This is a genomic window from Devosia sp. P2_G7 (assembly GCF_056403495.1).
The window spans coordinates 59724-82514 of sequence record NZ_JBFUFI010000006.1 but is presented as its reverse complement, the minus strand read 5'-3'; the positions used below and the strand labels follow the sequence as shown (position 1 = coordinate 82514).

The window sequence follows — 22791 nt, the reverse complement described above, 5'->3', positions numbered from 1 at the left end:
GCTACTTCCGGAACTCGCCCTCGCTGGGCGCATCGAGCAGCACGCGGCCGGGGATGGCCGCTTCGTCGTCATCCCAGCCGTTCGGACCACCGCCGCAGAAGTCCCAGGCTTCGGCCCGATCGACCCACGGGGCCATGCGGCTCAGCCGTTCATCCACCTCGATGGCCTCGCCGTGTGGCGTCTCCACCAGGAAATGGTCCAGTGCGTAGCTGTAGGAGCCATAGCGGTAGCCGAGCGCGGCGATGAAGCGACCGACATAGAGGTCGTTCTCGGCCTTGCGCAGGTGCATCTGCTCGATCATGCCCGCCTCGATATCGCCGATCTCGGCGGCGGCCACTGCGCGCTGCCGGTCGATCTCGATCACCGCGCAGATCGCCGCGAAAGTGGTCGGCAAAGTCAGCAGGTCCGCCCCGATGTCATCGGCGATGGTGTTGTAGCGCACCCGCGACGAGGCGTAGCGCTCGTTGGTCAGCCAGTGGTAATAAAGATCAACCCTGTCCGGGCGAGAGCTGAACACGCCGGCCACGAAAACGATCTGCTCGTAGTCGAAGGCCCAGTCCCTGGCGTGGCGCGCGATGAGGAACCGGTACACCCGGCCGTGCATCTCGCGTTCCTGATCGGTGATATTGAAGTTCGAGACAGGCTGGTTGCCCAGCCGCCGCATCAGCCGGTCGGTCTCGGGAATGATCTCGTCATTGAGTACGCCCGGCTTCACCCGACCGAAGTCGCCAAGCTCGTGCCCGGCCACCGGCGCAGCACAAAGCAGCAGCGCCAGCCCCAGCGCGCGAAGCATCGTCCGGTCAGCCACGGCGGCGCTTGCCGCCCGATGCCGTTCCGACCGGCTTGTCCGGCAGCGGCGAGTTGCCTCCCCGCTCGTAGCGTATCCCGGTGAACAACAGGACCTCGCCCGTGCCCGCCGATTGGGAGCGCGTTTTCGTGCGTCCACGCTTTGGTAGTTGAACCAGCTTTCCCAACCTTGCCTCCGGGCGGGCGGGCGATATCTGCCGGGGACCCATTTCCATCGGCAGATCGGGAGCGACGCAGGGACCCGATGAAAGCCATTAAGAGTTCGTCAAGGTTAACAGTTCGCTAACGATTTCCCTGAAATAGTCAGCCTTGTGGTTGAGGCCCGAATCCTGGGGCCTTTCAGGGCAAAATATGATCGGTTTCCAGCCTTACGAGACGTTTCAGCTCCTCATCGAGACGGGCGGCGTCGATCGAACGAACACGCTGCTCTGCGCAGCATGCGATGCGTTTGCGCGTCGCGGACGGCCGACCAGTGCCGAAATGGAACAGTTTGCGGCGCTCGCCCAGCGCCTGTTCCCGGCTGCGGCGCCCGCTGCCCGCGCCAAGGCTGCGGCAACGCTCGGCCGGTCCGAGGACCTGTCCCCCGAGCTCGAGCAACTCGTCGTGCGCCACCTCGGCGACGACCTGCCGGATTTCCTCGTTTCGGCGCCAAAGCTCTCCGAAGGCACCATGCTGAAGGTGATCTCGTCGAACGACGTGACGCTTGGTGCCGCCCTCGCTCGCCGGGCCGATCTCTCCAACAACGTGCTCGGCCGCCTGTTTCAGATGAACAGCCGCAAGGTCTATCGCGCGCTCGCCACCAACACGGCGATCTCGCCGCGTGGCCCCTATCTCAGCGCCCTCGCCCGCTCGGCGCAGATGGATCACCAGGTCGCCTGGTCGCTCGCCGCCCGCGAGGATTTCGATGCCGCCCTCCTCGCCCCCGCCTTCTTCGATCTGGGCGAGAACGACCGGGTCAAGGTGATCAACGCCTTCGCCAGGCGCGAGACACCGGACGCCCCGATCAAGCGCACGCTCGAACAGCTATCGGTCGCCACCGGCGAGCTCACCCGCGCGCTGATGAAGCTGTTCTCCGAGAACCGCCGCCCGGAAGTCACCAAGCTGCTGCATCAGATCACGGGGCTCGACGAAGTCCGCTGCGGCCAGATCGCCCACGATACCTCCGGCGCCGCCCTGTTCGTGGTGCTGCGGGCCTTTGGCTGCAACGCCCAGGACGGCCTCAAGGTGCTGATCCACGCCACGTCGCACGACGAGGATCGCTCCAAGGCGCTCGCCGAGTTCTCCAAGCTGTTCGACAGCGTAAGCGTCGACGCCACGGCCTTCCTGATGAGCGCCTGGCGCGGCGAGGTGAACCTCCTCGACATGACCAAACCGGAATACCGGCCGTTCGAAATCGAACGCCGCCGCATCCCGCCCCCGCAAACCCGCGAGCGCAACCCGGTGGTGGATCAGGCGATCGAGGCACTGGCGCGGATCGGGGCCAGGGCGAGCTAGCCCTTCGCCAACTCCAGCCCTAAATCCCCGCTCCGCATCTCCAGCGACACCACCCACAAATCCGGGTCGAAATCGTGCTCGCGCGCAATCCGCTCGCGCACCTTCTCGGGCTCCACATGGTCGAAGCGTAGCTGGAACACCCGGGCCTCGGAATTGTCGCCGAGGCTCGTCGCCGGCGCCGGTGTGTAGAGCGAAACTTCGCCGTTGAGGTGATCCACCTCGACGAAGATCTGCCCGGCGATCGGATCGCCGCGGCGGGACACCACGCACATGTGGCCGATATCGTTATGCCGGCGAACGAACGCCGAAACCCAGAGGTCTGTGCGAAACATCGTTCACGTGTGCCGGAAAACCCGGCGCCTGGCTAGGCTGGCGCCGTCAGGCCAAGGCTGGCGAGCACGGCTACCGCGATCTGGTCAGGCGCAGCCACCGAGCAGACAAGCATATCCCCCGTCTCCCGGTAGATCTCGTACCGCACGCGAAACTTCTGATCCTCCGACTCGCGCTGAGACCCAAAACCACGCGTCAGCTGCCGCTCCACCACGATGGAGGTAGCAATGTCGATGTCGAGCGAAGGCAGCAGGGTCACGCCATAGCCGGAGGCAACCAACCGGTCTGCACGGCGGCGATCGTCGGTGGTCGGCGTTGCCGCAAGGAAACCGGAGGACGTAACGAAGATGCTCGACGGAGCCGCCTCGCCAACCAGCCGCTCGGCCAAGGCAAGATTCTCGGCCCGATACAGCTCGTAGCCATGCGTGCCGATGAAGCTGCCGATCACCTCGATCCGCTCGCAGAACTCGAGATCGAGATCGATCAGCGACCAACCGAGCGTTCTGGCCAGCGATCGACCAAGCGTCGACTTGCCGACGCCTCCCGGCCCCAGCAGGACGAGCATCTCACCCTGCCGCCAGGGTCGCCGACTCTCAATATGAACCGCCGAATCCATGCCCCATCGGACCGCGACCGGACGATGGGTGCAACCTCAAACGGCGCTAGATCGAAGCGCCGTTGTCAACCAGGAGGTCAAGCAGCTCGGGCGAGATCCGGCCGGTCACCTTGTAGTTGAAGTAGACCTCGAAGTTGCGGATCGCCTTGGCGGTCGCTTCGCCGGCCACGCCATCGGCCGGGCCATGTAGGAAGCCGAGGCTCCCCAGTCCGCGCTGCACCTTGGCAACGATCACCGGATCGGTCACCGAGAACGGCGCCATGATCTGGTCGGGGGTCGCTTCGGTGTCGAGCACGGCAATATCCTCGCCCGGCTTGGGCGGCGCTTCCTCGATCTGCAGGGGCACGCCGACCTGCGGGTTGTCGGGTAGAGCCGCGACCTCGGTTCGCTGCTGCGACTTCGGCACCAGCGGGATCGGCGCGACGGCTTCCGCCGTCGTCAGCGCGTTCGTCTCCGCGGCGAACTGCTGCTTCACCGGCTTCTTCTCGGGCGCCGTCGTCATCGCCATCGACTGCACGCCATCGATGATGGTGTTGATGGCGTCGCCGGCGGTATCCGCCGCCATCTCCAGCGCCGCTTCCGGCGTCTCGGGTACGGCGCGGCCGAGTACGGTGTTGGATTTGGCGCGCTTCACCGGTTCGATCGAGCCGGTCGTCTCCACGTCCGCGGTCAGCGGCTTCGGCTTTTCCAGCGCCGCCAGCGACTGCGGCTTCACCTTCGTGGCCGCCGGCAGGTCCGCCTCGACAGGCGGCGCCTGCAGCTTGGGCAGCGTCACCGCGGCCGGCTGTTCCACCGCCGCGGCAGGCGCGGCAACCGGTGCCGCAGGCTTCGCCTCGGGCGTCGACAGCGGCGCTGCCAGCACCATCTCGATAATATCGCGCGTCAGCTCACCGGTCGGCTTCAGCCCGCGCAACTCTTCGAACTTCTTCAGCGCCCGCGCCGTCTGCGGGCCGTAATAGCCATCGACGGTGCCGGTAAACAGCTGCAGCCGCTCGAGCTTGCGCTGCACCTCGAACACGTCCTTGTTGCCGATCGGCCCGCCCTGGGTGTCGACCGGCGTCGCCACTGCGAGCTGGCGCTGCACCTTGGCCGGCGTCGCCACGACGAAGCTCTTCGGCCGCGTCTTCGGAATCACCGGCTCGATATCGGCGGTGATCTGCGAATCGATCCCGGCCGAGAACAGCGGCGCAGGATGCTGGTGGCGCTGGCCGTAAAGTGCGTTCGAGCCGGCCATGGCGGTGGTTACCACCAGCGCGGCGATCGCGGAATTGGTGAGGGGCGAGCGCATGTAGCGCGCAATGACCCAGAGCGCCGCACGGCCCGCCTGGGCCAATGCGACGCCGCCGACCTGCAAGGGCAGGTGCGCAAGAGTTGCTGCCGTCATAGGGCTCTTTTTCTTTCGTCGTGCCATGTGGTGGGCATTTGCTGCTGAACCGGGTCCCGATGAAGGGGCGTAACGGCAGCAGTTTCCTCCACCTTGGTTTCCGGACCGTTTATCGGCAGCAAAACCGTCATCACGGTGCCCTCGCCCGGCGACGAGCTGGTGTGCAGCACACCATCATGCAATTCGACCAGTCCCTTGACGATCGAAAGCCCCAGTCCGGTGCCTTCGTAGCGGCGCGCCAGGCCGTCCTGGGCCTGGAAGAACGGCTCGCCGATTCGGCGCACCGATTCCTCGCCCATGCCGATGCCGTGGTCGGCCACCGAAATGGCAAGATGCCGGCCCTGCCGCTTCATCGCGAGGGTCACCACCGAGTGCTCGTTGGAGAACTTCACGGCATTCGACAGCAGGTTGATCAGGATCTGCCGGCAGGCGCGCTCGTCGGCCACCAGCATCGGCAGGCTGCGCGGAATATCGGTCATCAGCCGCACCGATTTGGCCCGCGCCATGGCGTCGACCATCTTCAGGCACGGCTCGACCAGCGATTCGGGCGCGATCGGCTCGGTGGTCAGTTCGAACTTGCCCGCTTCCAGCCGGCTCATGTCGAGCAGCATCTTCACCACCTCGATCAGGTGATGGCCGCTCTGCTGGATCAGCGTGGCGTATTCCTTGTGCTGCGGCGAAAGCTCGCCGACGACGCCCGAGGTCATCATCTCGGAGAAGCCGACAATGGCGTTCAGCGGTGTGCGCAGCTCGTGCCCGATGGTGGCGAGGAAGCGCGACTTGGCGTTCGACGCCTCTTCGGCGATCTTCCGGGCCCGCTGCAGCTCGTTCATGTAGTCGTGCCGCTCAGTCACGTCGCGCAAGAGCACCACGACCTCGTTGCGCGCTCCGGGCGCATCGGCGTCGATAACCGGCGAAAGCGAGGCTTCCACCCACACGTAGCGCGGCGCGGCGGCGGAAGGGCCGGGCTCGTCGCGGCGCATGCGGATCTCGACGCGGCGGGTCTGGCCGTCCTGGTTGGCTTCGGCGAAGGCGGTGAGATAGGTCGGGCGATCCATCACGTGGATGCGCTCGACGAGGCCGTTGCCGCTCAGTTCGAACCGCCGGCAGCCGAACAGCTTTTCAGCCGAGCGCGAGGTGAACAGCACCGTGCCGTCGCTGGCAAAGCGCATCACCGCGTCCTGCACATGCTCGATCAGGTGCCGATAGGCGTTGATCTGCGCCTTCTCGTACACCTCGAATACCGAGTTCAGCCGGTTGGCCGAGTGCGCAACGATCGCCGCCGAGGCGAGGAACACGAAGCCGCCGAGCAGCGTATTGCCGAAGTGGAACGGCTGCGGCCAGGCGAGAATGCCCAGGCTCGCCAACACCCCGAGCGCCACCACGACGACGAGCATCGCCCACGCGCGCTTCTTCACCGGGGTGCGGGTCAGGAGCGACGCGTGCACCGGCCCGAGCACCGCCACGGCGAGGCCGAAATCGGCGATCGACGGGTCGGCGACGGTCAGAAGCGCCCCGCAGAGCAGCGTGGCATAGACCTGCCCGGCCGCCGCGCGCTCATACTGGCCACGCTGGCACCAGGCCATGGTCAGCACGCCCGCGGCGATGCCTGTGGTGGCGAGGACGAAGGGCAGCAGAATGGACTGGGTCAGCGCATAGAGCGCCGCCGGCATGCCGATGAGACTGAGGATCAGGATCAGCCGGGCGTTGGTTGCAATGGCCTGCCGCCGCAGGGCCTCGGGACGGCCGCCGGCGCCTCGCACCGGCTCGGTGCGCCACACATCGCTCAACCATGACCAGAGGCTACGCATAACTCGAACCAAACGCCCCGCCACCCTTTTTCTTGTTGCCCGGAGCTTCCACCCGAACGCCTAATGCGGGTTTAAGGGGAAGCCGTCCCGAGCGGGTTCCGCACCCGTTCCACGGGGTTACGCGGGGGCTTTCTGGGGTTAGCGTAAACAGTTCCTTGCAGCGACGCGTGGTTCCGAGGCGGCGGCCCGTCGACCCAACTCCCGCCACACTCGCAATAGTCGCGATCCGACTCGACGCGACGCATTTGTGTCTAATTTTATCGAATAGGCGAAACCCGACTTAAGCCGCCGCGCCCAATGTCCCCCCAACAAAGGCAGCAGGTCTGCCGGTACGGGAAGAGGCGACGATGTTCTTGTTGAGGTCTGCATTCTGGCTGACGGTGATGTTTCTCATCATCGCGCCGAAGGACTTCGATCTGGGCAAGACCGCCGGCGAGGCATCCGAGCAGGCCCTCAAGGCCGGCCAGCTAGCCATCGTCTCTCAGGTTCTCGCCAGCGAATGCAGCACCCTCGAGTGCGCCGGCGGCAAAGCCGCGCTCACGGTGCTCGCCGGCAGCAAGTTCCCGTCCGTCGACATGCCCATGCAAATGACGTCGAACCCGGTCCCGCTCCCCCGACCGCGACCGGATCGGATGGGTTAAGCCAGGGGTTGCGTCGCTTCCCCGACGCTACTCCAACAGCGATCCCTGGCCGAGCCGCAGTGCGCTGCCCCGCACTGCGGCTCTCTTTCTTCTGCGGCGACGAACCCTGCACGTGCCCGGCGAGTTCAGGGAGCATGGCCACGCGATAACGGGCGGGCACTTCTTTCCCGAGGAGCATCCGGCCGAGACCGCCGCCGACCTCGCCACGTTCTTTGCGCGCGATTAGTCGGGAAGCGCTTCAATCGCCGCCCTTGATCGCCTATCTATCCCCTATGACTCATCCGCCAGCCTTCGCCGAGATCGCCGAGAACCTGTCCTTCCTTGACGATTGGGAGGACCGCTACCGCTACATCATCGAACTCGGCCAGGCCCTGCCGCCGCTGGCCGAGAGCGAAAAGAACGCCGAGAACAAGGTGCACGGCTGCACCTCGCAGGTCTGGCTGGTCTCCAACCACAACGGCGCGAGTCTCACCTATCGCGGCGAATCCGACGCCATGATTGTCCGCGGCCTCGTTGCCGTGCTGATCGCCCTCTATTCCGGCCGCCCGGCTCGCGAAATCGCCGAGACCGACGCCATCGCCATCTTCGACGAACTGGGCCTGCGCGAACACCTCACGACGCAGCGCTCGAACGGGCTCGTCGCGATGGTCAACCGCATGCGCGGTGAGGCAAAGGCGCTGGCGGCGGCTTAGCCGGTCGTACCGAAACCTCCGATGACCCAAACTCCCTTCAGCGCCAGCGCCGCCCATACCTATGCCGAAGGCCCGCCGCGGCAGGTGCCGGGGTTTGCGAGCCTCCATCGCATGGTCTCGCTGCTGCTGGCTGAACGCACGCCGCCAGAGGCCAGCGTACTGGTGCTGGGCGCCGGCGGCGGGCTCGAGCTCAAGGCGCTTGCCGACGCGCATCCCGGCTGGTCCTTCGTCGGCGTCGATCCGTCCGCCGACATGCTCCGGCTGGCTGAACACACGGTGGGTGAGCACCTGCCGCGGATGCAGCTGCACGAAGGCTACATCGACGGCGCTCCTTCGGGCCCGTTCGACGCGGCCGTCAGCCTCCTCACCTTCCACTTCATCCCGCGCGACCAGCGTCTCGAAACACTCCGGCAGGTTCGCACCCGCCTGAAGCCGGGTGCCCCCTTCGCCCTGGCGCATATCAGTTTCCCCCAGACCGAGCCCGAGCGTTCGCAATGGGTCGCCCGCCACGTCGCCTACGGCGCCCCGGAGGGCAGCGACCCCAGCAAGATGGCCAGCGCCCGCGAAGCCATCGCCACGAGGCTGACGATCCTGCCGCCCGAGGAAGACGAAGCCATGCTCCGCGAAGCCGGCTTTACTGAGGTCAGCCTGTTCTACGCCGGCCTGAGCTTCAGGGGCTGGGTCGGTTACGCTGGCTAGCGGCCACTCCGCAGAGCCCCTCACCTAAACATCGCGACCCGCACTCCATCCATCCAGGCCCGCCGCCGCCTCGTCTCAACCCCGATCGCCATAGCACCGATCCCCCAGATCTCCGCCAGCCGGTCGAGCCCGATCCGCAGCACCAGCTTGGCGCTGCGGCGGGGCCAGCCGCGCTCGGTCTCGATCTGCTGCAGGCCCTTGCCGAAGCCGCAGACGTCGAGCACCACCTCGGCGCAGTCATGCGGAAGTTGCCGGTGCAGATCGGCCAGGGCCTTGCGCGCATCGGCCGCCATGTAGCCGATTTCGCCGGCATGCCCGGCTCCCTTGCCGGCGGTGTGCGCTGCCGAATAGCTCATCGTCAGCCGCGGCTGCAGTTGCGCCCGCTCGACCAGCCGGCGCAGCCGTTCGCCCGCCTCTACCTGATGCGGCGCAAGAAAGGCTTCGCCCTCACCCGTCGCCACTGCCAGCCGTGCCAGCGGGCTCTCCGCGAGGTTGAGCACGGTGCCGCCCTCACCGCGTGCCTCGACGCGGTGCTGCGCCGCAAACGCGTCTTCCTCGAGCATCTGCCGCTTCAGCCACTGCGCCGTGCTCCGGTTGGCCCGACAGGTCCCGGCATCGGCGTCGAGCACACCGAGCGACGCCAAACGCTGCACCTCCCCGGCGGCCAGCGACACCTGACGCCCGTCATGTTCAACGGCGAACACCTCATCCCCAACTCGTGCCACCCCATCCGGCAACAGCGCGCGCACGAACCGCAATGCCGCTTTGCTAGGCCGCTGCATCAGCAGCCTCCCGCTCGCGCTTTGCCTCGTCGAGGAGCGCCAGCCGCAGCCGCTCCAGCATCGCGTCGAACTCGCAATCGTCGCGCAGGTCTTCGATCAGCGCACAGGCGTGCGACACCGTCGTGCGGTCGCGATGGAAGAAGCGACCGACATCGGCATACAGCCGGCCAAATTCGACATGCATCAGGTACATCGCCAGCTGCCGCGCCAGCGCGATATCGGCCTGTCCGCGGTCTGGCTGGAACAGCGCCTTGAGGCGTACGCCGCGCTCGGCCGCCACCAGTTCAGCCAGCCGCCAGCCACGCGGGTCGGCGCGGCGCGGGTCGAGCCGCAGCAACCGCCCCCGGGTTCGCAGTCTCGATGCGAGGGCCTCGCCCGCCTGTGCCAATTCGCTCCGCATTGCCACCTCCGACGATATAGGACGATATTCCTATACCGGGCAATGGCTGGAGCGGGGATAAGTCGGTCGAGATAGTCCGGAAATGCAGCGTGGCCGCCCCTTTCGGAGCGGCCACGGACGAAATCGGCTATCAACTGGACGAGATCAGGCAGCCTTGCGGCCGAGACCATTGTCCTTGGCAAGACGCGAGCGGGTCGCCGAGTAGTTCGGCGCGACCATCGGGTAATCAGCCGGCAGGCCCCACTTCTCGCGATATTCTTCGGGCGAGAGATTGTAGTGCGTGCGGAGGTGCCGCTTCAGTGACTTGAACTTCTTGCCGTCCTCGAGGCAGATGATGAAGTCCGGAGCAACGGACTTACGAACCGGGACGGCGGGCTTCAGTTCCTCGGCCGGTTCGGCGGCAACGGGGGACTGCAGGTTACGCAGGGCGGAGTGTACGTCTGCAATCAGCTTGGGCAGGTCGGTAACGCTGAGTGCATTGTGGCTAACATAAGCGGAGACGATGTCGGCGCTCAGATCGATGAGATCGTTGTCAGCCGCGGCATTGCCGCTGATGATGTCGGTCATTTCGGGTCCTTTTCTGCGGTATGTCAGGGCGAAGGGGTGGCAGCCTTGCCCTGGACTGTTCATTAGAACCGCTGCACTGCAAATGCAATAGCAACTGTCGTCGATGTGTATAACCTTTGATTTGCGGCAATAATGTGCAGTTGCATCAGCACATCAACTGAAATCGTCGACAGTCGTCGTAGGCGTCGGGGCCTCACCGCTGCGATATGCCGCACGGGCCAGCAAGTGTGCTGACACCGGCGTCGACAGCAGCAAGAACACAATGCCCAGGATCGCGCGAAGGACCACCGCGCCGTCGAACGAGGTCACCGCCAGGGCGAGAAATATCAGCCCGGCACCTATAGCCCCCGCCTTCGATGCTGCGTGGAGCCGAGTATAGAGGTCCGGCAGTCGCAAAACCCCGATCGCCGCGATCAGGCCGAACAACGCTCCGGCGATGATCAGCAACGCCGCAAGATATTGAGCAAGCTCGACGATCATTGCTCGGTTCCCCGGTTTTCACGCCGCGCGGCACGGCTCATCAGGTAGCGCGCCAGCGCCACGGTGGAGAGAAATCCGACCAGCGCCAAGGCGATGGCGATATCGACATAGAGCGAGAAACCGGTAAGCACCGCCACCCCGACGATGAAGCCGGTGGCGAGCACGGTAATCAGGTCGAGCGCCAGGATGCGGTCGCCCAGATTCGGCCCACGGATCAGCCGAATCACCGCCAGCAGCATCCCGACCAGCAGCAGCCCCAGCGCCGCCTGGCTCGCCCACTGCAGTGCCAGCGCGCCGCTCATCGGAACGCTCCCATCACCTTCGCCTCGAAGCCGTCGGCGATATCCTTGATGAACGCCGCACGGTCGGTGACGTGGATGACGTGGATGTAGAGAAACCGCCGATCTTCGGAAACATCGACGCTCAACGTCCCTGGCGTCAGGGTGATCAGGTTGGCCAGCAGCGTGATTTCGGCGTCGCTCGTCACGCTGAGCGGAAACGCGATGATCGCCGGCCGGATATGCGCGTTGAGATCAGGCCGGATCACCAGCCGCGCCACGCGCAGCGCGCTGATCACCAGCTCGCCGATGAACAGCAGCGCCAGCGAGACGATTCGCCAGGCGCGCGGCAGCAGTTGCGGGCGCGACACATACCGGCGCACCACGAACAGTCCGGCACCGCCGACCAGAGCGCCCAGCAGCAGGTTGGGTAGCGTGAAACTGCCGGTCGCCGCCGCCCAGCCCAACGCGAGGACAACAGTGAGGAGGACAAGGCTCATGGCACGGCTCCCTCCAACCCGACGGCGGCAATGTACCCCACCGGCCGCAGCAACCCAGCAGCCGCCTGTTTGCCGAAGCCGAGCAGCGGCTCCGGCCACAGCCCGAGCGCCAGCACCACCAACGCCAGCACCCCGGCCGAGCCGAGCCCCAACCAGCTTGCCGGTCGCGTCAGCGGCCTCAGGTCCGGGTTCGGCGCCTCGGACGCGGCCCCCTCATGCCCGGCGCGCCAGAATATATGGGCCCAGAGCCGGCTCACCGCGATCAGCGTCAGCAGCGCGTTCACCAGCACAGCGACCCACACCGCCAGCCCCCAGCCATCGCGCCCGAGACCCCAGCCCTCGATACCGCCCTGCACCAACAACAGCTTCGGCCAGAAACCGAGGAACGGCGGCACCCCCGCCACCGCCAGCATCAAGACGAAGAACAACAACGACGGCCAGGACGCGGCGGCATAGAGCCCGCCCATCCGTCGCGTATCGGTCTCCCCGGTCATCGCCTCGATCAACCCGGCGACGAGATAGAGTCCGGTAATGCTCAGCATGGCGTGCAGCACGTAGGTCGCCGAGCCCGCCAGCCCCGCCGCGTTGCCCAGCGCCGCGCCCGCAATGGTTGCCCCGATCCCGCCAATCACCAGGAAGCCCAGCGCCCGCCTGAGGTTGGTCTCAGCGATCGCCCCGAGCGGCCCAAGGATCAGCGTTGCCACGGCCACAACCGCCAGCACCGGTTCCAGCACCTCGCGGCTCGCCGGCAGCAGCATCACCAGCGCCCTCAGCAGCGCATAGACGCCGACCTTGGTCAGCAGCCCCGCTAGCAGCGCCGAGATCGCCGCAGGCGGAGCGTGATAGCTCGCCGGCAGCCACGAATTCACCGGAAACGCCGCCGCCTTCATGCCGAAGGCCAACAGCAGCAGCGCCGCGATCGAGGTCATGATCGCCGGGTTCGCCATGCCGGCGCGCGCCACGATGTCGGCCATGTTGAGCGTCCCCAGCGTGCCGTAGAGCAGCCCGAGCGCAGCGAGGAAGAAGGTAGTCGCGAGGAAGTTGAGGAAGCCGTACTTCACCGTGCCGTCGAGCTGGATGTTGCGCCCGCCCAGCACCATCAGCCCGAAGCTGGCGATCAGCATCACCTCGAACCAGACGTAGAGGTTGAACAGGTCGCCGGTGAGGAACGAGCCGCTGACGCCGGCCAGCAGCAGCAGCATCAGCGGATACACCCCGTCCCGCCGCGCCCGGTCAGGCATGTCCATCCGGAGGTAAACCAGCAGCAGCAGCGTCACCCCGGCGGCAACCATCGCGAACACTGCACTGGTGATATCGGCGACAAGGCTGATGCCGAACGGCGGCAGCCAGCGCCCCATGGTCATCGCCACCGGCCCCAGTTCGTCCACCCGCAGCGCCAGCGCGATGTCGGAGAGGAAGATCACCGCCACCACCGCCAGCGCCAGCCAGAACTGCGCTTCCCTCGCCTCGCGCAGCATCAGCAGCACGGCGCTGCCGAGCAGCGCCAGCACCACCGGCAGGATCACCAGCCAGTCGGTTGGATGCGTCGCGAAATCCTGGAACGCGCCGGCCATCAGTAGCTCATCGGCGGTTTGGGGCCACCGCGCGGCTCGGCGACGCGCATCCGGTCGGTATCGTCGGCCTCGAGCGACTGGTAGGCCCGATAGGCCAGCACCAGCAGGAACGAAAACATCGCAAAGCCGATGACGATGGCCGTGAGGATCAGCGCCTGCGGCAGCGGGTTGGCCGCGCCCTCCAGCGGCGCCTTCGCATCACCCAGCGCAATCGGTGGCACGATCCGCCCCAGCCGTCCGGCGACGAGGATCAGCAGGTTCACCGCGTTCCCCAGCAGCACCAGCCCGAGCAGCATGCGGATCAGCGAGCGCGAGAGCAGCAGGTAGATCGCGGCGGTGAGGAACACGCCCGAGAGCGCGGCGATGACGTGATCCATCAGCCCTCGCCCCCCTCGTCTTCGAGGCCCAGCGCTACCGCCGAGATGGTGCCGAAGACGACGAAATAGACCCCGATGTCGAACACCATCGGCGTCGACACCGCGACCTCCACCTCGTCGAACTCGAAAATGGTCCAGAGCCCGGTAAGGAACGGCACGTCGAACAGGATCGACAGCACCCCGGCCAGCGCCGCCAGCGCCACGCCGAACCCGGCATAGGCTAGCGGATGCGCCTTCAGCGCCACGCGCGCCGCATCGGGCCCCATCGCCATGCCGTAGATCGCCAGCGCCGACGCCGCGATCAGCCCGCCGATGAACCCGCCGCCAGGCTCGTTGTGCCCGCGCAGCAGCACGAACACCGAGAACACCAGCATCACGGCGACCAGCAGCGGCGCGATGGTGCGGAAAATCAGCGAGTTCATGCCGCCGCCTTTCGCGTCCGCCGAGGCTTCGACGCAGGCGTCGGCTCCGTCTCAGGCACTACCGGCTTCCGCCGCTTCGCCCCGCGGATCAGCGCCAGGATGGCGATGCCCGCCGTCATCACTACCGAAATCTCGCCCAGAGTATCCAGCCCGCGGAAGTCGACGAGAATGACGTTGACGACGTTGTGGCCATGCGCCAACGGCACGCTGTGCGCGTTGAAGAACGTCGAGAGCCGCGCATCGAACGGCCCCTCGATCACCGCCCAGAGCAGCATCGTCACCGCCACGCCCCCGAGCAGCGCCACGGCGCCGTCGCGGGCCCAGTCCTCGAGCGGGCGCGGGTCGGCGGTGTCGAGATCGAGCCGGGTCATCACCAGCGCCAGGATCACCACACTGAGGATCTCGACCATGAACTGGGTGAAGCTCAAATCCGGTGCGCCGACCAGCAAATAGAGCAGCGCCACCGCCAGCCCCTGCACCCCGAGCGCCAGGATCGCGAACAGGCGGCTCCGCGCATAGACCACCGTCACGACGCCGAGCACCGCCAGCCCGACCAGCCCCCACTCGTAGAATGTGAGGTCGATCGCCCGCGGCCCCCGCGGCAGCCCGTCCATCAGCCAGAGCGGCCCGACCGCCGCTGCCGCCAGCAGCACGAACACCACGAACAAATACAGCTCCAGCCGCCCGTGATGCAGCAGCCGCGTCACCCCGCCGGCAATCCGCACGATGCCGAAATACACCCAGTCGAAGCCGATATCGAAGCTCCAGCCGATCACCGTCGCCGCCCGCCGCAACAGCGTCCGGGCAAAGTCGAGCCGCATGAACAGCCCGATCGCCAGCAGCCACGTCGCCACCGACAGCCAGAACGCCGGCCCGAGCAGGTCCAGGCCGAACGCCAGGTGCGTCACCACCTCGACCCCGAGGATCGCCGATGTCGCCGGAGCCACCGCCAGTTGTCCCGCCAGCGCCGGCACGAAGCCGAAAAAGATGCCGAGCACCCCGAGCACGATAGGCCCCGCCAGCATCGCCACCGGCGCCTCGTGCGCCTCGATTGGCGTCGGCAGCAGCTGCCCCATGAACGGCTTGATCAGCAGCGCCAGCCCGATCGCCCCGAGCAGTGCGTTGCCGGCGACCAGCGCGGCCAACGCCACCAGCGACTCGAACTGCCCGAGCGCCAGCGCCGCGTACATCTCTTCCTTGGCGAAGAACCCGATCAGCGGCGGCAGCCCGAACATCGCCGCGCTCGCCATGATGGTGCCGATGAAGCTTACCGTCATCGGATCGCGCAAGCCCCCAAGCATGGTGATATCGCGTGTCCCGGTGCCATGGTCGATCGCCCCGGCGACGAGGAACAGCCCCGCCTTGTAGAGCGCGTGGGCGATGAAATAGAGCACCGCCGCCGTCACCGCGAGTTCTGTCCCCGCCCCAAGCAGCAGCATCAGCAGCCCAAGCGACGCCAGCGTCGTCTGCGCCAGCATCTGCTTCAAGTCAGTCTGCCGCAGCGCCGCAATCGCCCCCCACAGCAGCGTCGCGCCGCCGAACGCCATGAGCGTCAAGTTCCAGATCGCCTCACCGCCCAAGTGCGGCGTCATCCGCGCCACCAGGTACACGCCACCCTGCACCATGGTCGCCGAATGCAGGTATGCCGAAACCGGCGTCGGCGCCTCCATGGCGTTGGGCAGCCAGAAATGGAACGGCAGCTGCGCCGATTTGGTGAAGGCAGCGAGCAACACCAGGCCGACCAGCAGCGGATAGGCGACGTTGCCCTTGAGATCGCCTGCCGCACTCAGCTCCCAGCCACCCGAAATGCCGTAGATCACCACCCCCGCCGCGAGCAGCGCCAACCCGCCCAACCCGGTCACCACCAGCGCCTGGATCGCCGCCCGCCGCGCTGCCTGCCGGGTGTGGTCGAAGCCGATCAGCAGGAATGAGGCGACCGAAGTCAGCTCCCAGAACAGGTAAAGCGCCACGAGGTTGTCGGCCAGCACCAACCCCTGCATCGCCCCCATGAAGGCCAGCAAGAACCCGAGGAACCGCCCCTGCTTGTGCCCCTTCAGGTAGGCACCCGAGTACAGCAGGATCAACGCCCCGATCCCGGCAATGGTCAGCGCGAAAACCAGGCTCAGCCCATCGATAAGGAAGCTCAGCTCGAGCCCCCAGGACGGCGCCCACGGCCAGGCGACAGTGATCACCTCACCATCGGCGATCCGCCCAAGCAGCCCCCACAGCGCGATGAATCCGGCCACCGGCACCAGCGCCACCACCCAGCCGGCGAAGTCGCCGACCAGCCGATGCACAAGCGGCGCCAAAGCCGCCGCCACGAAGGGCAGCAGCACGACGAGTGCAATCGCTATTGCCGGTGTGGCCTCCACCCGGGTCCGCCCCCTGTGGGATTCGCTGGCGTCAGCTTAGCCCCTCCCCCCGCCCCGGCAAGGCAAACCGGTCAACCCGGCCAGATGCACCACAGCTTTGTGAGCACTGGGGGATTTGCGATCCACGGGCACAATCGCCATATCTTGCGCCGTAACGGAGATTCCCGATGAGCGAGACCTTCAAGGTTCAGAAGTCTGATGAAGAGTGGCGCGCCACGCTCACCCCCGAGCTCTATCGCGTCGCACGCGAGCACGGCACCGAGCGTCCGTGGTCCCACATCTACAACACCGAAAAGCGTGACGGCATCTATCACTGCGCCTCGTGCGGCGCTGCGCTGTTCACGGCCGACACCAAGTACGAATCCGGCTCCGGCTGGCCGAGCTTCTTCAAGGCCATCGAGGGCTCTGTCGCCCAGACGATCGACAAGACTCACGGCATGGTCCGCGTCGAAGCCCACTGCGCCAACTGCGGCGCCCACCTCGGCCACATCTTCCCCGACGGCCCCAACCCAACGGGCGACCGCTTCTGCATGAACGGCACAAGCTTGCAGTTCGAGCCGAAGGTTTGACGCGGGCGGATTGAAGCGCAATTGTCGCGCCGCTGGAGGCCGCCGTGGCGCGACAAAAGATTCCACTGGAAGAGTATCAAACTCGTCTCGCCAAACACTTCTCCTACGATGGAGTCGTGGGAGGGCACTTGTTGCCGCTTGGGCGGCTAGAAGAGGCAGCTGGAGCGAAGCTCTACAGCACGTATCATGGCCACAGGTACCTCGGTGACGCTTCGCAGTCGTTCTTCGTCGAGACACTCGGCGCCATCGAGAGGCATCTGTCCGGAACCGCAGCATACCCCTGCCCTGAATATCCACTCATCTATATCGATGTCGGTCTCGTTTTCAGACGAATCCGCTCGGCACACGTACTATCGACTAGCGGGTATCTTGGCCCCGCCTTGGCGCTGCTGCGGGAGGTCAAGGATCGATCAATCCTTCTAAGTTCAGTACTCACGGGAAGGATCAGCTATTCCGAACTGATGGGCATCGATCCGGTCAAAGACGCCAACCTCGCACCGGAGCTGGTGTAGGACAATCAACGGCAACGCCGGATGCGTACTGAGCGAACGGTGTTAGGTGAGAGTTTTGGCAAGTACTCTGGCCTTTCCGAAGATGATATTCGAGAGCTGACTCTTTGGTCTGGTTTCTTCGATCGCGAGACCCATGGGTCATTCATCTCATCGTCCGCAATAGCTACGGATTGGATCAAGAAGAGAAGGAAGCTTCATATCTTCTCCGACCCAGAGGTCATGGATGCAATGTTCATGAACAGATTCTGTGAGGTCAGCTGGCTCTTCCATAGGACGATCCCTCTCCTTCAAGGGCCTGGCCTTGAGTTCAGCGACTCGTGGCGAGAGCGGTGGCGAGTTCTGGAGGACTCGTTTTGGCAAATGGAGTTGGGCCTTGCCGACATCGGCAAGGAGGTCGCCAACGTGTTCATAAGGTTCATTGACACCAAGATGGCATCCACGGAAACCAGCACCCTCGTAACCAAGCAGTCTTAGGTCCCCCATGCCCACCCCACCCGTCGCCGAACGCCGCCAGCATGCCACGACCAATCACGGCATCACGCGACTGGACCCCTACCATTGGCTGCGCGCCGACAACTGGCAGGAGGTGATGCAGGATCCGTCGACCCTGCCCGCCGATATCCGCGGCTACATCGAAGCCGAGAACGCCTATTTCGCCGAGGCCTTCGAGACCCCGCACGAAGCCCTCGTCGACAAGATCTACCGCGAGATCCGCGGCCGTATCAAAGAGGACGAGACCGGCATCCCGTCGGCCGACGGCCCCTGGGCCTACAACTCGCGCATGGAGGAGGGAAAGCAGTACCCGATCCTCGTCCGCACCCCGCGCGACGGCGGCGACGAGCAGATCCTCCTCGACTGCAACGTCGAAGCGGGCGACGAGTATTTCGGCTTCGGCGGCGGCGACCATGACCCGTCGCACCGCCTGCTCGCCTGGAGCGCCGACCGGCAGGGCTCGGAGTTCTACACCCTCAATATCCGCGACCTCGCGACCGGCAAGGACACCGGCGAAGTGATCGAGGACATCGCCGGCGGCGGCGTATGGTCCGCCGATTCCAGCGCCATCTACTATTCGGAGTACGACGACAACCACCGCCCGTACCGCGTGCGCCGGCACGTGCTCGGGACGCCGCAGGCCGATGACGAGATCGTCTACGAGGAAAAGGATCCGGGGTTCTTCGTCGGCGTCGACGAGACGCTGTCGCGTAACTACATCGTCATCGACGCGCACGACCACCAGACCTCCGAGTTCTGGCTGATCGACACCCGTACCGGCGGCGCTCCCAAGCTCGTCTCCCCCCGCCTCACCGATCGCGAATACGATGTCGAGGACCGCGACGGGGTGTTCTACATCCTCACCAATGCCGAGGGCGCCGAGGACTTCAAGATCGTCACCGTCGCTGCGGACAACCCCGCCGCCGAGAACTGGATCGACGTCGTGCCGCACCGGCCGGGCGTGTTGATCCTCGACATCATCCTCTTGCAGCATCACCTCATCCGCCTCGAGCGCTCCGAAGGCCTGCCGCGCATCGTCGTGCGCGACCTCGAGGATGGCGACGAGTGGACGGTGAAGTTCGATGAGGAGGCCTATGCGCTGGGCATGTCGGCCGGCTACGAGTTCGACACCAAGACTATCCGCTTCACCTATTCCTCGCCGACGACGCCGTCCCGTACCTATGATCTCGACCTCGTCACCGGCGAGCGTACCCTGCTCAAGGAGCAGGAGGTCCCTTCCGGCCACAACCCCGCCGACTATGAGACCAAGCGCATCTTCGCCACCGCCACGGATGGCGAGCGCGTGCCGGTCACCCTGCTCTACCGTAAAGGGTTGAAGCTCGACGGCAAGGCGCCCGCCCTGCTCTACGGCTACGGCGCCTACGGCATGGCGCTGCCCGCGGGCTTCTCAGTGTCAAAGCTGTCGCTGGTCGATCGCGGATTCGTCCACGCCACGGCGCATGTCCGCGGCGGCATGGACAAGGGCTATGCCTGGTACAAGACCGGCCGGCGCGAGCAGAAGACCAACACCTTCACCGATTTCATCGCCGCCGCCGAAACGCTGATCGAGCTCGGCTATACGTCGAAGCGCCGCATCGTCGCCGAAGGCGGCTCGGCCGGCGGCCTGCTCATGGGCGCCATCGCCAACCTGCGCCCCGATCTCTGGGCCGGCGTCATCGCCGAAGTACCGTTCGTCGACGTGCTCAACACCATGCTCGACGAGACCCTGCCCCTCACCCCGCCCGAGTGGCCCGAGTGGGGTAACCCGATCACCGACAAGGCCGCCTACGACCGCATCGCCGGCTACGCCCCCTACGAGCAGGCGGGCGCCATCGATTATCCGCCGATCTTCGCGCTCGCCGGTCTCACCGATCCGCGCGTCACTTACTGGGAGCCGGCCAAGTGGGTAGCCAAGCTCCGCGCCACCAAGCTCGGCGACGCGCCGCTCTATCTCAAGACTCACATGGGCGCCGGCCACGGCGGCGCCTCGGGCCGCTTCGACCAGCTCAAGGAGACCGGCCTGAGCTACGCCTTTGCGCTCTGGTGCGTAGGATTGGCATAAATCCACCCAAAGCGGGAATTGTTGAGCAATGCCAAAGGGCCTATATCGGAGCCAGCCCAGCGGCCAACAATCATAGAGACTGTCCCCCAAGGAGGCATCCAGAATGGCATACGAACTTCCCCCCCTGCCCTACGCCTACGATGCGCTCGGCCCCTACATGAGCAAGGAAACGCTTGAGTTCCACCACGACAAGCACCACCAGGCCTATGTCACCAACGGCAACAAGCTCGCCGAGGGCAAGGGTCTCGAAGTGCTCGAGCTCGAGGACGCGGTGAAGGAAGTGTTCGGCAAGGATCCGGCGCTCTTCAACAACCTTGGCCAGCACTACAACCACGTGCATTTCTGGAACTGGATGAAGCCCAATGGTGGCGGCGGTGCCACCAAGGTCCCGGCGGCGCTGCTCAAAGCCATCGACTCTGATCTCGGCGGCTTCGACAAGTTCCGCGCCGATTTCATCGCGGCCGGCACCACCCAGTTCGGTTCGGGCTGGGCCTGGCTGTCGCTGAAGGATGGCAAGCTCCAGGTCACCAAGACCGCCAATGGCGAGTCGCCGCTGGTGCACGGCAATGCCAAGCCGCTGCTCGGTGTCGACGTGTGGGAGCACTCCTATTACATCGACTACCGCAACGCGCGCCCGAAGTACCTCGAAGCCTGGTTCGACAACCTGGTGAACTGGGAACATGTCGAGCTGCTGTTCGACGAAGCCAAATAAGCTTCCCGCAGATCAAGTTCAGGGCCCGCTCCGGCGGGCCCTTTGCTTTTGGCATGGAGGCTGTGGCCCCCAAAAAACAGCGCGCGCAGCCTGTCACCACCTTCCCCGTCCCGTCGCACAATGGTAACAATTGATTAACCATTGGGAGCCGGAAGATCGTGGCCGATCAACGCACCATCGCTGTCCTCGTCGCCAACCCGGCGCTGAGTTCGATTCTCTCGATGGTGCTCGCGTCCGTGCCGAGCTTTCGCGTCCGCCCCTTCGACTCCGAACTGGCGCTCGTCACCTACATGCGGCTCGCCCCCGTCGATGTCGTCGTCACCGATTTCGACAGCGCGTCGGCCCGCGCCGACCGCGTCACCCGCGACCTGCGCGCCGATACCGCGATCTCGAACCACGACTACCAGGTGATCGCGCTCGCCAGCACCGTGTCGCCGGAAACCAAGGAACTCTGCATCGCCTCCGGCATCGACGAAGTCATCGTCAAACCGATGTCGCCGAAATATCTGCTGGAGCGCGTGCAATCACGCCTCGCCCGCCGCGCCGCCAGCCTCAAGGGCTACCGCCCGGCCCGCCAGCCAACGCTGCGCCGCCCGGATTTCTCGCAGTACAGCAACGTCATCCCGCTGTGGACCCGCGAACGACCGCTGCCGACGCACTGACAGCCGGGCTTCGCGACCCCTCATCCGGCGACCCTCCCCAGTGGACCAATCAAGCTGTTGCCTCAGCCCAGCGCAATAATCGTCTTGCCGAGTTCGCCGCGTTCGACGGCTTCGTGGGCGGCGACGATGTCGTCGAGGGTCAGCACGCGGCCGATCTGGTGGGTGAGTTGATTGGCCTCAAGCGCGGCGTTGATGCCGGCGGCGGCTTCGCGATGGGCCTCAGCAGTCATCACATAGACCAGCACGAAGCGGATGGTGGCGTCGAGAAAGATCATCGGCCAGAACGGCAGGGTGGGCTGCGGCACGGTATCGCTGGCATAGGTGGCGACGACGCCGTTGGGCGCCAGGGTCTTGCCGATCAGGTCGAGATTGGCGCCAAAGGCGACTTCGACGAAGCGGTCGACACCCCTGCCCTTGCTGTCGCCAGTGAAGGCAGCAACCCGGGCGGGCAGATCATCAGTATGGCGGTTGAGGACCAGATCGGCACCGGCCGCAGTGGCTGATGCGGCGGCCTCGTCATTGCCGACCGAGGCGATGACGCGGGCACCACCGAGCTTGGCGAACTGGATGGCGTAGCGGCCGACCGCGCCGGCACCGCCGGAGACGAAGACGGTCTTACCAGTGACCGGACCATCGACGAAGACGCAGCGATAGGCGGTCATGGCGGGAATGCCGAGGCAGGCGCCTTCCTCGAAGCTGACGCCATCGGGCAGGTGCACAGCCTTCCAGGCAGGGAGGGTAGTGTATTCGGCGGCTGAGCCGTTCCAGCGGCCAAGCTGGGATTCGTAGAACCAGACGCGCTCACCGATCCGGCTGTCGAGTTCGGGGGAACCCACGGCGACGATCTCGCCCGCGCCATCCTGATTGGGCACGACCTGCGGGAAAGCCGGGGCGCCGCTGCCGCTGCGACCCTTGGTGTCGGACGGATTGACCCCCGAGGCGCGGACGCGGATCAGCACTTCGCCGGGCGCGGGTTGTGGCGTCGGCAACTCGCCGACCTGCAATACGTCGCGGGCGGGGCCCTTGGTGGAAAACCAGGCAGCTTTCATTCGCACGTTCCTCTTGTTTCCCAGCCTAACTAGGTCTTCAATGCATCTGAGAACAGTACGCACAAAGGCATCATGTACTATCATGAATGATAGCACCCCTATCCTGACTCGCCCGCGCCGCAGGGCTGGCCGCACCGGTTGCGCGGTGGAAGTGACCCTTTCGGTAATCGGGGGCCTATGGAAACCGGTGATCCTGTTTCACCTGCTCGACGGCAAATTGCGCTTCAATGCGCTGTGCCGGATGGTGCCCAATGCGACGGCGCGCATGGTGACGCTGCAATTGCGCGAACTGGAGCGTGACGGGGTGATCAATCGCATCGTTTATCCGGAAGTGCCCCCGCGAGTCGAATATGAGCTGACGGAACTGGGCCGTTCGCTCGAGCCGGTGCTGCTCAGCATGCGAAATTGGGGGATGGGCTTCAGCTCGGACGAGGAGCGCGAGCACCTCCATGTTTGCCCCTAAGCGCGCTCTCGCGGCAGTCCGTCTAACTTGCTAGACAGGCCGAC

General features: G+C 65.6%; 27 protein-coding genes. 11 read left to right on the top strand and 16 right to left on the bottom strand.

What is annotated here, in order from left to right; translation table 11 throughout:
- Position 1 precedes the first annotated feature (1 nt).
- The gene (locus AC1DWU_RS11680; RefSeq protein WP_477150152.1) at positions 2-793 is read right to left on the bottom strand and encodes a hypothetical protein; all 792 of its coding nucleotides are present in this window, start codon (positions 791-793) and stop codon (positions 2-4) included.
- A 365-nt stretch (positions 794-1158) separates the two neighbouring features.
- On the opposite strand from AC1DWU_RS11680, the gene AC1DWU_RS11675 reads away from it, so the two are divergent.
- Positions 1159-2301, top strand: a complete 1143-nt coding sequence (locus tag AC1DWU_RS11675; protein ID WP_477150151.1) for a DUF2336 domain-containing protein — start codon at positions 1159-1161, stop codon at positions 2299-2301.
- Here AC1DWU_RS11675 and AC1DWU_RS11670 read toward each other — a convergent pair.
- The 4 genes from AC1DWU_RS11670 to AC1DWU_RS11655 all read right to left on the bottom strand — a co-directional run bounded on the left by AC1DWU_RS11670 (position 2298) and on the right by AC1DWU_RS11655 (position 6442).
- Positions 2298-2633 (bottom strand): DUF1491 family protein, encoded by a 336-nt coding sequence (locus tag AC1DWU_RS11670; protein ID WP_477150150.1) that lies wholly within the window; start codon positions 2631-2633, stop codon positions 2298-2300. The genes AC1DWU_RS11675 and AC1DWU_RS11670 overlap by 4 nt on opposite strands.
- Before the next feature lie 32 nt (positions 2634-2665).
- Positions 2666-3196: a shikimate kinase gene (locus AC1DWU_RS11665; RefSeq protein WP_477150149.1), complete on the bottom strand. Its 531-nt coding sequence runs from the start codon at positions 3194-3196 to the stop codon at positions 2666-2668.
- Between the two features lie 97 nt (positions 3197-3293).
- Positions 3294-4631, bottom strand: a complete 1338-nt coding sequence (locus AC1DWU_RS11660) for a peptidoglycan-binding domain-containing protein (protein ID WP_477150148.1) — start codon at positions 4629-4631, stop codon at positions 3294-3296.
- The gene (locus AC1DWU_RS11655; RefSeq protein WP_477150147.1) at positions 4628-6442 is read right to left on the bottom strand and encodes a PAS domain-containing sensor histidine kinase; all 1815 of its coding nucleotides are present in this window, start codon (positions 6440-6442) and stop codon (positions 4628-4630) included. The genes AC1DWU_RS11660 and AC1DWU_RS11655 overlap by 4 nt, the downstream gene beginning before the upstream one ends.
- 383 nt (positions 6443-6825) lie before the next feature.
- Between AC1DWU_RS11655 and AC1DWU_RS11650 the strand changes: the two genes are divergently transcribed.
- From AC1DWU_RS11650 to AC1DWU_RS11640, 3 genes are all read left to right on the top strand, one after another.
- Complete coding sequence (locus AC1DWU_RS11650) at positions 6826-7083, top strand: hypothetical protein (RefSeq protein ID WP_477150146.1); 258 nt, start codon at positions 6826-6828, stop codon at positions 7081-7083.
- Between the two features lie 272 nt (positions 7084-7355).
- The gene (locus tag AC1DWU_RS11645; RefSeq protein ID WP_477150145.1) at positions 7356-7775 is read left to right on the top strand and encodes a SufE family protein; all 420 of its coding nucleotides are present in this window, start codon (positions 7356-7358) and stop codon (positions 7773-7775) included.
- A gap of 21 nt (positions 7776-7796) precedes the next feature.
- Positions 7797-8474, top strand: coding sequence for a class I SAM-dependent methyltransferase (locus AC1DWU_RS11640; RefSeq protein WP_477150144.1), 678 nt, complete (start codon positions 7797-7799; stop codon positions 8472-8474).
- A gap of 20 nt (positions 8475-8494) precedes the next feature.
- Here the strand turns inward: AC1DWU_RS11640 and AC1DWU_RS11635 are convergent, their stop codons facing one another.
- The 10 genes from AC1DWU_RS11635 to mbhE all read right to left on the bottom strand — a co-directional run bounded on the left by AC1DWU_RS11635 (position 8495) and on the right by mbhE (position 16226).
- The gene (locus AC1DWU_RS11635; RefSeq protein WP_477150143.1) at positions 8495-9256 is read right to left on the bottom strand and encodes a DUF6456 domain-containing protein; all 762 of its coding nucleotides are present in this window, start codon (positions 9254-9256) and stop codon (positions 8495-8497) included.
- A complete protein-coding gene (locus AC1DWU_RS11630) occupies positions 9243-9656 on the bottom strand; it encodes a helix-turn-helix domain-containing protein (RefSeq protein WP_477150142.1) in 414 nt (137 codons plus the stop codon). The genes AC1DWU_RS11635 and AC1DWU_RS11630 overlap by 14 nt, the downstream gene beginning before the upstream one ends.
- Before the next feature lie 144 nt (positions 9657-9800).
- A complete protein-coding gene (locus tag AC1DWU_RS11625) occupies positions 9801-10223 on the bottom strand; it encodes a Ros/MucR family transcriptional regulator (RefSeq protein WP_477150141.1) in 423 nt (140 codons plus the stop codon).
- Positions 10224-10376: 153 nt separating this feature from the next.
- Positions 10377-10703 (bottom strand): monovalent cation/H(+) antiporter subunit G, encoded by a 327-nt coding sequence (gene mnhG / locus AC1DWU_RS11620; protein WP_477150140.1) that lies wholly within the window; start codon positions 10701-10703, stop codon positions 10377-10379.
- Positions 10700-11005, bottom strand: a complete 306-nt coding sequence (locus AC1DWU_RS11615; RefSeq protein WP_477150139.1) for an MrpF/PhaF family protein — start codon at positions 11003-11005, stop codon at positions 10700-10702. The genes mnhG and AC1DWU_RS11615 overlap by 4 nt, the downstream gene beginning before the upstream one ends.
- Positions 11002-11481, bottom strand: coding sequence for a Na+/H+ antiporter subunit E (locus AC1DWU_RS11610; RefSeq protein WP_477150138.1), 480 nt, complete (start codon positions 11479-11481; stop codon positions 11002-11004). The genes AC1DWU_RS11615 and AC1DWU_RS11610 overlap by 4 nt, the downstream gene beginning before the upstream one ends.
- Complete coding sequence (locus AC1DWU_RS11605) at positions 11478-13055, bottom strand: proton-conducting transporter transmembrane domain-containing protein (RefSeq protein WP_477150137.1); 1578 nt, start codon at positions 13053-13055, stop codon at positions 11478-11480. The genes AC1DWU_RS11610 and AC1DWU_RS11605 overlap by 4 nt, the downstream gene beginning before the upstream one ends.
- The gene (locus tag AC1DWU_RS11600) at positions 13055-13432 is read right to left on the bottom strand and encodes a Na+/H+ antiporter subunit C (protein WP_477150136.1); all 378 of its coding nucleotides are present in this window, start codon (positions 13430-13432) and stop codon (positions 13055-13057) included. Before AC1DWU_RS11600 ends, AC1DWU_RS11605 begins: the two co-directional genes overlap by 1 nt.
- Positions 13432-13854, bottom strand: a complete 423-nt coding sequence (locus AC1DWU_RS11595) for an MnhB domain-containing protein (protein WP_477150135.1) — start codon at positions 13852-13854, stop codon at positions 13432-13434. Before AC1DWU_RS11595 ends, AC1DWU_RS11600 begins: the two co-directional genes overlap by 1 nt.
- Positions 13851-16226 (bottom strand): hydrogen gas-evolving membrane-bound hydrogenase subunit E, encoded by a 2376-nt coding sequence (gene mbhE, locus AC1DWU_RS11590; RefSeq protein ID WP_477150134.1) that lies wholly within the window; start codon positions 16224-16226, stop codon positions 13851-13853. Before mbhE ends, AC1DWU_RS11595 begins: the two co-directional genes overlap by 4 nt.
- A 167-nt stretch (positions 16227-16393) precedes the next feature.
- Between mbhE and msrB the strand changes: the two genes are divergently transcribed.
- The 6 genes from msrB (at position 16394) to AC1DWU_RS11560 (ending at position 21235) form a co-directional block, all read left to right on the top strand.
- On the top strand, positions 16394-16795 hold the full coding sequence (gene msrB / locus AC1DWU_RS11585; protein ID WP_477150133.1) for a peptide-methionine (R)-S-oxide reductase MsrB: 402 nt from the start codon (positions 16394-16396) through the stop codon (positions 16793-16795).
- A 44-nt stretch (positions 16796-16839) separates the two neighbouring features.
- Positions 16840-17307 carry a hypothetical protein gene (locus AC1DWU_RS11580; RefSeq protein WP_477150132.1) on the top strand — a complete coding sequence of 156 codons (468 nt, stop codon included), beginning with the start codon at positions 16840-16842 and terminating at the stop codon, positions 17305-17307.
- Positions 17308-17328: 21 nt separating this feature from the next.
- Complete coding sequence (locus AC1DWU_RS11575; protein ID WP_477150131.1) at positions 17329-17781, top strand: hypothetical protein; 453 nt, start codon at positions 17329-17331, stop codon at positions 17779-17781.
- Between the two features lie 7 nt (positions 17782-17788).
- Complete coding sequence (locus AC1DWU_RS11570; RefSeq protein WP_477150130.1) at positions 17789-19861, top strand: S9 family peptidase; 2073 nt, start codon at positions 17789-17791, stop codon at positions 19859-19861.
- Between the two features lie 103 nt (positions 19862-19964).
- Positions 19965-20573: a superoxide dismutase gene (locus AC1DWU_RS11565; protein ID WP_477150129.1), complete on the top strand. Its 609-nt coding sequence runs from the start codon at positions 19965-19967 to the stop codon at positions 20571-20573.
- A 158-nt stretch (positions 20574-20731) separates the two neighbouring features.
- A complete protein-coding gene (locus tag AC1DWU_RS11560) occupies positions 20732-21235 on the top strand; it encodes a hypothetical protein (protein WP_477150128.1) in 504 nt (167 codons plus the stop codon).
- Between the two features lie 62 nt (positions 21236-21297).
- On the opposite strand, the gene AC1DWU_RS11555 is transcribed toward AC1DWU_RS11560, so the two are convergent.
- Entirely contained in the window at positions 21298-22284 is a 987-nt protein-coding gene (locus AC1DWU_RS11555) for an NADPH:quinone reductase (protein ID WP_477150127.1), read from the bottom strand.
- Between the two features lie 40 nt (positions 22285-22324).
- On the opposite strand from AC1DWU_RS11555, the gene AC1DWU_RS11550 reads away from it, so the two are divergent.
- Positions 22325-22747, top strand: a complete 423-nt coding sequence (locus AC1DWU_RS11550) for a winged helix-turn-helix transcriptional regulator (protein ID WP_477150350.1) — start codon at positions 22325-22327, stop codon at positions 22745-22747.
- Positions 22748-22791 lie beyond the last annotated feature (44 nt).